The sequence below is a fragment of the Streptomyces sp. McG3 genome, assembly GCF_018619185.1.
In the GTDB taxonomy this organism is placed as follows: domain Bacteria; phylum Actinomycetota; class Actinomycetes; order Streptomycetales; family Streptomycetaceae; genus Streptomyces.
This window is the reverse complement of record NZ_JAAXYC010000325.1, coordinates 1-8464: the sequence shown is the minus strand read 5'-3', so window position 1 is coordinate 8464 and position 8464 is coordinate 1. Positions and strand designations below refer to the sequence as shown.

Below are 8464 nucleotides of genomic sequence, written 5' to 3'. Positions count from 1 at the left end.
CGCACCAGCCCTCCCCCACGAGGAGCCACGATGCTCAAGCCGCACCGCCCCCGCGCCCGTCTCCGGGCGCTCGCCGCTGCCGCCTGTACGGCGGCCCTCGGCGCCACCCTGCTCGGCGTCGCGGGAATGTCCCCGGCCGGCGCCACCCCCGCCGCACAGCCGGCAGCGGCCCCCGCCGCGGCCGAGGCCGCCCCCACGGCGGCGGGAGACAAGGTGATCGGATACTTCACCAACTGGGGTACGTACGACCGCAATTACCACGTCAAGAACATCGAGACGTCGGGATCCGCGGACAAGCTGACCCACATCAACTACGCCTTCGGCAACGTGACCGGCGGCAAGTGCACGATCGGCGACGCGTACGCCGACCACGAGAAGGCCTACACCGCCGACCAGTCGGTCGACGGGGTCGCCGACACGTGGGACCAGCCGCTGCGCGGCAACTTCAACCAGCTGCGCAAGCTGAAGAAGCTGCACCCCGACCTCAAGATCCTCTGGTCGTTCGGCGGCTGGACCTGGTCCGGCGGCTTCGGCCAGGCGGCGCAGAACCCGGCCGCGTTCGCGAAGTCCTGCCGCGACCTGGTCGAGGACCCCCGCTGGGCCGATGTCTTCGACGGCATCGACATCGACTGGGAGTACCCCAACGCGTGCGGTCTCAGCTGTGACACCAGCGGCCGCGACGCGTACGGCAACCTGCTGGGCGAGCTGCGCAAGTCCTTCGGGACCGACCTGGTCACCTCGGCGATCACGGCGGACGGCTCCGACGGCGGCAAGATCGACGCGGTCGACTACGCGGGGGCGGCGAAGCACCTCGACTGGTACCTGCCGATGACGTACGACTTCTTCGGCGCCTGGGAGGCGAAGGGGCCGACGGCACCGCACTCCCCGCTGACCTCCTACCCGGGCGTCCCGACGGAGGGCTTCAACTCCGACGCCGCGATCTCCAAGCTGAAGGCCCTCGGCATCCCGCCGGAGAAGCTGCTGCTGGGCATCGGCTTCTACGGCCGCGGCTGGACCGGCGTCACCCAGTCCGAGCCGGGCGGCAGCGCGACCGGGGCGGCGGCGGGTACGTACGAAGCGGGCATCGAGGACTACCGGGTCCTCAAGAACAGCTGCCCCGCCACGGGCAAGGTGGCCGGAACGGCGTACGCGCACTGCGGCACCGACTGGTGGAGCTACGACACCCCGGAGACCATCGGCACCAAGATGAACTACAAGAACGAACAGGGCCTGGGAGGCACGTTCTTCTGGGAGCTGAGCGGTGACACCGGGAACGGCGAGCTGATCAAGGCGATCCGCTAGCGTTCACGGGATCGACGGACGGACAGGGCGGGGCGCCGGACGGCGCCCCGCCCTTTCTCACACGCTGCCCCGTACCCGCGATCGGAGTCGGGCCGTCACAGCAGGCCGAGCTGGGTGACGAGCATCGCGAACACGACCACGAAGGCCCAGCCGGCGATGTGCTCCATCAGCTTCGAGCCGTCCTCGGGGCCGCCGGTGCGCACGCGGCGGGCGTGGCGGGCCTGGTGGGCGTTTCCTGCGGCGGTGGTCGCGGTCATGGCGTCTCGCTCTTCGTACGGCTTCGGCTGGGTCCCCCGTGACCCGACCAGAGTGCCAGCACCCCGGGCCGGGGAAAACGAGATCCCGGTCACGGCCCGAGGCGGACCGAGCGCCCGGGAGTCCCGCTCCCCCGGCACGGCGGGCGACACGCCGCCGGGGCGGACGGCGTGGGCGGGGCGGACTATGGGCGACGCCACACCGGTCCGTGCCGATTCCCGAATCAGGACACGCACGGGAACTTTTTCGGCCACCCGGCCGACTACTGCCCCATGGGAAGAGTCCGCGGCACCGAGCCCACCGCCGAGCCCGGTGTGGCGGCTGGCTACCTTGTGCCCATGCGTGCACCGGGCGGCCTGCCGAGGCGAGCGGCCCGAGGCCTGCTCTGCGGTGCGGCATGCCTCGTCCTCGGTGCCGGGAGCCATGTCGCGATGGGCGGACGCCTGCCCGGCGCGGGAGTGCTCGGCCTCCTGCTCCTCGCCCTGACGGTGCAGGGGGCACTGCTCGTGGGCGGCCGGCGGCGCCGCTTCGACCTCGTGGTCCTGGTGCTCGGCGCGACACAGTTCGCCCTGCACCACGCGTTCCACTTCTCCCCGCGCCCCGGTGGGGCCTCGCACCCCGGGATGCCCGACGGGCACGCGCACCCCGTGACCGGGCCTGCCGGAGGCCCCGTAACGCACCCGGGCGGCGGGGACTCACTGGACGCCGGAATGACCGGGGCCCATGCGGCGGCCACGCTCGGGACCGCCCTGTGCGTGCTGTACGGGGAGCGGGTCCTGCGACGCCTGGCGGCCCTGGTCGCCCCCCGCGCCGCCGGTGGTGGCGCGGATCCGGTTCGGAGCGCTGCTCGCCCGGTCGCGGTCCCGGCGCGGGCCGCCGACGGCGGCCCCGGCCTGACCTCCCCGCACCCAGCCATCGACGCCGGACGTGTTCCGGCGTCCGACAGGCATGCGTGCGGGGGGCGTCGGGCGCGCGTCCGCCACGTCACCGTCCGCCCTCCGAGGAGCACTGTGTCCCAGAGAACCGAAATACCGCGGCACGACCACGATCCGACCGACATCCCGACGGAGAGACCGGCCCGTTCCTGGACGGAGGTGCGGCATCTCCTGGTCCGGCTGCACTTCTACGCCGGGGTGCTCGTCGCCCCGTTCCTGCTGGTGGCCGCGGTCACCGGGCTGGCCTACACGTTCACGCCCCAGCTCGACCGGCTCGTGTACGGCGACCGACTGCGGGTCGAGCGGGTCGGGGACGAGGTGCGCCCGCTGACGGAGCAGATCTCCGCAGCACGGGCGGCACACCCCGAGGGCACCCTGGCCTCGGTGATCACTCCGCCGGGCCCCGAGGACACCACCCGGGTGGTGCTCGCGGTGCCGGAGCTGGGCGAGAACCAGCGCACGGTGTTCGTCGACCCGTACACCGCGGAGGTGCGGGGGGAGTTGACGACCTGGTTCGGTTCGACGCCGCTCACCACCTGGCTCGACGATCTCCACCGCAACCTCCACCTGGGCGACACCGGACGCCTGTACTCCGAGGTCGCCGCGAGCTGGCTGTGGGTGGCCGTCGTGGGCGGCCTCGTCCTGTGGCTCGGGCGCGGCCGGGGCCGACGCGCGAGGTCGGCGCGGGGCGTGCTGCTTCCGGACCGTACGGCCAAGGGGGTACGGCGGACCCGTGGCCGGCACGCCGCCGCCGGGGTGTGGCTGGCGCTGGGCCTGCTGTTCCTGAGCGCCACTGGCCTCACCTGGTCGCAGTACGGCGGCGAGCGGTTCGGGCGGCTGCTGGACGCGGCGAACGGCAACGCCCCCGCTCTGGACACCGCGCTCCCGGGTGCCGAGGCCCCCGCCGGGGATCACTCGGAGCACGCCGGGCACGGCGGTTCCGCCGGCGCGACCGCCGACGCCGATCCAGCGGACTTCACCGCCGCCCTCGCCGCGGCCCGGAGCGCGGGCCTCGGGGGGACCGTGGAGGTGACGCCTCCGGCGGACGCGGCGAGCGCGTGGGTCGTGGCGCAGACCGACAACACCTGGCCGGTGCACTACGACCGGGTGGCCGTGGACACCACGAGCGGCGAGGTGACCTCGCGCACCCGCTGGGCCGACCACCCGGCCCTGAACAAGCTCAGCAAACTGGGCGTACAGGGCCACATGGGCGTGCTGTTCGGGATCGCCAACCAGATCGCGCTGGCGCTCCTCGCGCTCGGCCTGACGGCCGTGATCGTCTGGGGCTACCTCATGTGGTGGCAGCGACGGCCCACCCGGGGCGACCGGCCGGCGCGGGTCGGCAGGGCGCCGGAGCGCGGGGCGTGGCGGCGGATTCCGCTGTCGGCCCTCGTCCTGGGCGTCCCGGCCGTGGCCGCCCTGGGCTGGGCGCTGCCGGTCCTGGGGGTGACCCTGGCCGGGTTCCTCGTGGTCGACGCGGTGGTGGGAGCGGTGCGCCGACGGCGCACCGCCTGACGCCGGGTGGCGGACGGGCCGCCCGGCCCCGTCCTCACTTGCGGCCGACGCCGGCGTACATCGCGACGTCCGGCGTCGGCGTCCCGGCCCGCCACGCGGAGCACGACACCACCCCGGGCTCCAGCAGCTCCAGACCCTCGAAGTAGCGCGTCACGGCAGCCGGGGTCCGCTGCGTGAGTTTCGGGGTGCCGTGCTCGTTCCAGAACGCCACCGCCTCGTCCACGTCCGGCATGTCGGGGTGGGTGACCGTGTGGGACAGGACCAGGTGGCTACCGGGGGCGAGCGCGTCCATGAGCCGGCGGACGACTCCGTAGGACTCCTCGTCGTCCTCGATGAAGATGACGACTCCGAGCAGCATCAGCGCCACCGGCCGCGAGAAGTCGAGTGTCTTCGACGCCGCGGCCAGGATGCCGTCGACATCCCGCAGATCGGCGTCCAGGTAGTCGATGCGTCCCTCGGGGGTCCCCACCAGCAGTGCCTGGGCGTGCGCCAGCACGAGCGGGTCGTTGTCCACGTACACGACACGGGCGTCGGGGGCCGCCTGCTGGGCGACCTCGTGGGTGTTGTCGGCGCTGGGCAGCCCCGTCCCGATGTCCAGGAACTGCCTGATGCCCTCCTGTTCGGCCAGGTGGCGCACCGCCCGGCCGAGGAACAACCGGTCCGCCTTGGCGTATGCGCCGATCCCGGGGTGCATGTTCCGGATCCGGTCGCCGGCCTCCCGGTCGACCGGGTAGTTGTCCTTGCCGCCGGTCCAGTAGTTCCATATCCGGGCGGTGTGCGGGCGGGATGTGTCGATGCGCGAGTTGGTGTCGGTCACCTGTTCAACATAGCGCTGCCCTCATGCAACTCCTGCGCGTCCACGGCGCTTTGGCCCCGGCCCGGCCCACGGACCGGGGCCGGGCGGGGAACTTCCCCGCCCGGCGTGACTCCCGGCCGCCCCCGCTCACACCAGGCCGAGCGCCCTCAGCACGCGCCACTGACCCGGTGTCGTCCGGGTCGGCCAGTAGACGTAGCACACCCCGCCCGTGCCGCTTCTGACCTTGCCGCCCGCGTCGTAGCGCTTGGTCCGCAGCCAGATGTTCTCCCATTCGCGCCGCCGGTAGACCCGGCGTACCGCGTCGTTGTCGGGGGACGCGGGGTCGTTGGCGATGACGTCGCCCTCGGGGGTGAAGCCGATGACCGTCATCAGATGGCCGGCCGTTCCGTACCCGGCGCCGGTCAGTTCCTCCTTGAGGAAGGACTGCGAGGTGATGACGGGGATGCCGGCACCGATCAGCCGCTCCAGGTCGGTGAGCGAGCCGAGGCGGGTGACGACGGCGTTCAGGTCGCGGTACGTGGCGGCGTAGGCGGCGTTGAACGGCCAGTTGCCGCAGCCCTCGTACTGGTAGTCGTAGGTCTGGCGGGCGGCGTGGCAGACCTGGGGGTCGGGCAGGCCGGGCTTGACCCAGGCCAGGTCCTCGGCCGTGGGGCGGCGCCCCCAGTGCTCGATGATCATCTGCGAGGAGGTGGGGCTGCACCAGGCCTCGCCGCCGTTGTCGTACTCGGGGTACTGCCCGATGTGGATGTTCTGCGAGTAGCGGGGCACGGGCAGTTCGCGGGCGAGCGCGGGGGTGCTCGCGGGCACGGTGAAGCGGTCGGGCACGTCCGAGGCCATCGCGCCGACCCGCCAGACGGTCGGAGTGAGGCGGCTGCCCGGGGTGCGGTACAGCGTGAGCCGCAGCCGGTAGGAGACCAGGCGGACGCCGCTCGCGGGGTCGTCCACCGAGAAGGTGTCCGTCCACACGGAGCCGTACGGGTCGCCCTGGCCGTCGACGGACGTACGGCGGATGTCGCCGTCGCCCGCCGCCCAGCGGCCCATGACGAACCAGGGCGTGGCGGTGCCGTCCGCGTAGACGCCGCTCAGCTCGACCTGGATCCAGGTGCCGGCCGGGGTGCGGGCGTTCCAGGAGGCGATCACCTCGGTGGCGGGGACGGCCGAGCGGTGCACGGAGGAGGTCCAGGTGGCGTAGTCCCAGGCGGCCGTCCTGCCGGTGTGCGGGTCGGTGTAGTCGGCACGGCCGGCCGGGACCGCGATCACGACGCCGGGCCGGGGCCCCGGAAGCACCCGGGTTCCGTCGCCCGTGCCGCAGCGCCAGTCGGTGTAGGTGTGCCAGAAGCGGTTGTCCACGAGGGCCTCCGGGGCGGCGGAGGAGCCGGTGGGCGAGGTCGGGGCGGCGGACGCGGGCGCGGTGGAGCCCACCGTGCCGGCGGCCGCCGCCGCGGCGAGCGCGGCGGTCAGAACGGTTCTGCGCGAAGTCGGACTGGTCATGGTCGTGACCCCCGGTCGGATGCGGAAGGTGGTCTGCGGGTGCCGTGCGGTGCGCCAACTATCCCGGTTCGCAGCCGGGTCGGGCCAGTGTCCGGCAGTGGCCGACGGACCGAATATGGGTCTGGACCACTGGCGTGACCTGCGGTGGACCCCGGGCGCTTTCGTGCCGGAACGTACCCTGGAGCCATGGATGACCTGGCCCGCCACGCCGATGACCTCTCCGCACTGCCCCCCTCCTGCGGGCCGGTGAGGCTCGTCGCGGTCGACGGGCACGCCGGTTCGGGCAAGAGCACCTTCGCCGCCCGTCTCGCGGCGGCGCTGGGCGGTGCGCCGGTCCTCCAGCTGGACGACCTCGCCACGCACGAGGAACTGTTCGGCTGGACGGGGCGGCTGCGGGAGCAGGTGATCCTGCCCCTCTCGCGCGGCGAGAGCGCCCGCTATGCCCCCTACGACTGGACGGAGCGCCGCTTCGGCCCGGCGCGGACCCTGGAGCCCGCCCCGGTGGTGCTGGTGGAGGGGGTCGGCGCGGGGCGCCGTCAGGTGCGCCCGTGGCTGGCGGCGCTGTGCTGGATGGAGTTGGACCGGGACACGTCCTGGGAGCGGGGCCGGCGGCGGGACGGGACCGGGCTCACCGGGTTCTGGGACGGGTGGACGCTCGCCGAGGCCCGGCATTTCGCCGAGGATCCCTCACGGCCGTACGCCGACACTCTGGTACGCCAGTTGGCTGAGGGGTACGCGTGGCTGGAGGGGCCCCGCGTGACAGCGGGAGTGAACCGAACCGTCACGCACGGTAGCCAGGACGTCCCGCCATACTGAGCAGTCGGAAATCGGCCCGGAAGTGCCCCAACTCTGCTTGACCGGGGGGCCTTACTGGTCTTACGTTCTCATTGTGCGGCTTTTCGGAGCCCCCATGGACGCGAAGCCCCCGATTGTTCCCCCGTGATCGGGGGCTTCGCTCCGTGCTCCCCCCGCCGCCCCGGCGACCACGCAGAGCGATTCACTCACCCTGGGTCACCGCCTCGGGGGTCGGCCATCGGGCGGTCGCCTCCCCGTGCGCGGGTACGATGCACCTCGGTGTGGTCAATTCCCTTCCTCCACGCCGTGATTCAGCACGCTCCGGTGGGCATGCTGTGCGGGCGGGACATCCTGGGGGCACGGTTTGTGGGGGACCTGATGGACATCGGCACACAGGGCGCTGGAGCCCCTGCCGACCTCGCCTGGCTGCGTGGCATGGACGCCTACACGATGGGCGCCTACCCGCAGGCCGAGGAGGAGTTCAGAGCCGCGGTGCGGTTCGATCCGGGCATGGCGGACGGCTGGCTCGGCCTCCACGCGCTCCGCATCGACACCACCACAGCCCTGTTACGCATGTACCGGCACCGCGACCGCTTCGGCGAACAGCGGGCACGCCATCGCCGTACGCTCAATTCCTGGTACTGGCTGGGCTGGTGGGTGCAGCCGGTGCTGGAGAGCCAGCGCGATCTGCTGCTGGCGCACGCCTCGCACTGGCTGGACGGACGCCATGTGCCGGAGCTGGACCGGGCGTTGGCCGGGTTGCCGCCGGTGGACGCGGATCCGCAGGTGCGGTTCCTGCACGCCTGCCGCTCCTATCTGGTCAAGGACTGGGATCAGTTGGTGCGGTGCACCGAGCAGCTCGTCGAGGATCCGATGCTGGGCATCGAGGCGGGTCTGTTCGGCGGGATGGCGCGGGTGCGGCTGGAGATGTTCGGGCAGGCCGAGCCGCTGCTGTCGGCCGCGCTGATGCGCTGTCGCAGCGAGCAGCCGCAGCGCAAGGAGCTGCGCTACTGGCTGGCGCGGGCCCATGAGGGCACCGGGCGCAGCGCGGCGGCCCTGCCGTTGTACCGGGCGGTGCACCGGGTCGACCCGGCCTTCATGGACACCTCCGCCCGGCTGGCGGCGCTCGTGGAGGGCGACGGGTACGACGAGTCGGCGGACCTGGCCGCCGTGACCCTGACCGGTTTCGGTTCGGGCGCTTCGGGGACGGGGGCGCAGCCGGAGGGCGACGCGCTGCTCGGCGGTGATCCGGTGGACGGACGGGAGTCCTGGCCGGTGAGTGACGCGGGGCTGCTCGGCGACGACCCGGCCCCCGGCCCGCCCGCCCCCGTCCCCGAAGCGCCCGAACCGAAAC

Annotated in this window: 6 protein-coding genes and 1 pseudogene; 4 read left to right on the top strand and 3 right to left on the bottom strand. The window is 72.9% G+C overall.

Annotated features, from left to right (window positions below; genetic code table 11):
• Positions 1 to 30 precede the first annotated feature (30 nt).
• Positions 31 to 1302, top strand: coding sequence for a glycoside hydrolase family 18 protein (locus tag HET64_RS32945; protein WP_215110821.1), 1272 nt, complete (start codon positions 31 to 33; stop codon positions 1300 to 1302).
• 95 nt (positions 1303 to 1397) lie between these two features.
• Here HET64_RS32945 and HET64_RS32940 read toward each other — a convergent pair whose 3' ends face one another.
• A complete protein-coding gene (locus tag HET64_RS32940) occupies positions 1398 to 1559 on the bottom strand; it encodes an SCO1431 family membrane protein (protein WP_215110820.1) in 162 nt (53 codons plus the stop codon).
• A 1056-nt stretch (positions 1560 to 2615) separates the two neighbouring features.
• Here HET64_RS32940 and HET64_RS32930 point away from each other — a divergent pair.
• Positions 2616 to 4007: a PepSY domain-containing protein gene (locus HET64_RS32930; protein WP_308370415.1), complete on the top strand. Its 1392-nt coding sequence runs from the start codon at positions 2616 to 2618 to the stop codon at positions 4005 to 4007.
• Between the two features lie 34 nt (positions 4008 to 4041).
• On the opposite strand, the gene HET64_RS32925 is transcribed toward HET64_RS32930, so the two are convergent.
• Together HET64_RS32925 and HET64_RS32920 are read right to left on the bottom strand one after the other, a co-directional pair.
• Positions 4042 to 4824 (bottom strand): SAM-dependent methyltransferase, encoded by a 783-nt coding sequence (locus HET64_RS32925; RefSeq protein WP_215110818.1) that lies wholly within the window; start codon positions 4822 to 4824, stop codon positions 4042 to 4044.
• Positions 4825 to 4950: 126 nt separating this feature from the next.
• The gene (locus HET64_RS32920) at positions 4951 to 6315 is read right to left on the bottom strand and encodes a peptidase C39 family protein (protein ID WP_215110817.1); all 1365 of its coding nucleotides are present in this window, start codon (positions 6313 to 6315) and stop codon (positions 4951 to 4953) included.
• A gap of 186 nt (positions 6316 to 6501) precedes the next feature.
• Here HET64_RS32920 and HET64_RS32915 point away from each other — a divergent pair, with 186 nt between their 5' ends.
• Together HET64_RS32915 and HET64_RS32910 are read left to right on the top strand one after the other, a co-directional pair.
• Positions 6502 to 7131 carry a uridine kinase gene (locus HET64_RS32915; protein WP_215110816.1) on the top strand — a complete coding sequence of 210 codons (630 nt, stop codon included), beginning with the start codon at positions 6502 to 6504 and terminating at the stop codon, positions 7129 to 7131.
• A gap of 357 nt (positions 7132 to 7488) precedes the next feature.
• Positions 7489 to 8464 (top strand): annotated as a pseudogene (locus tag HET64_RS32910) (CbxX/CfqX); the annotation flags it as partial.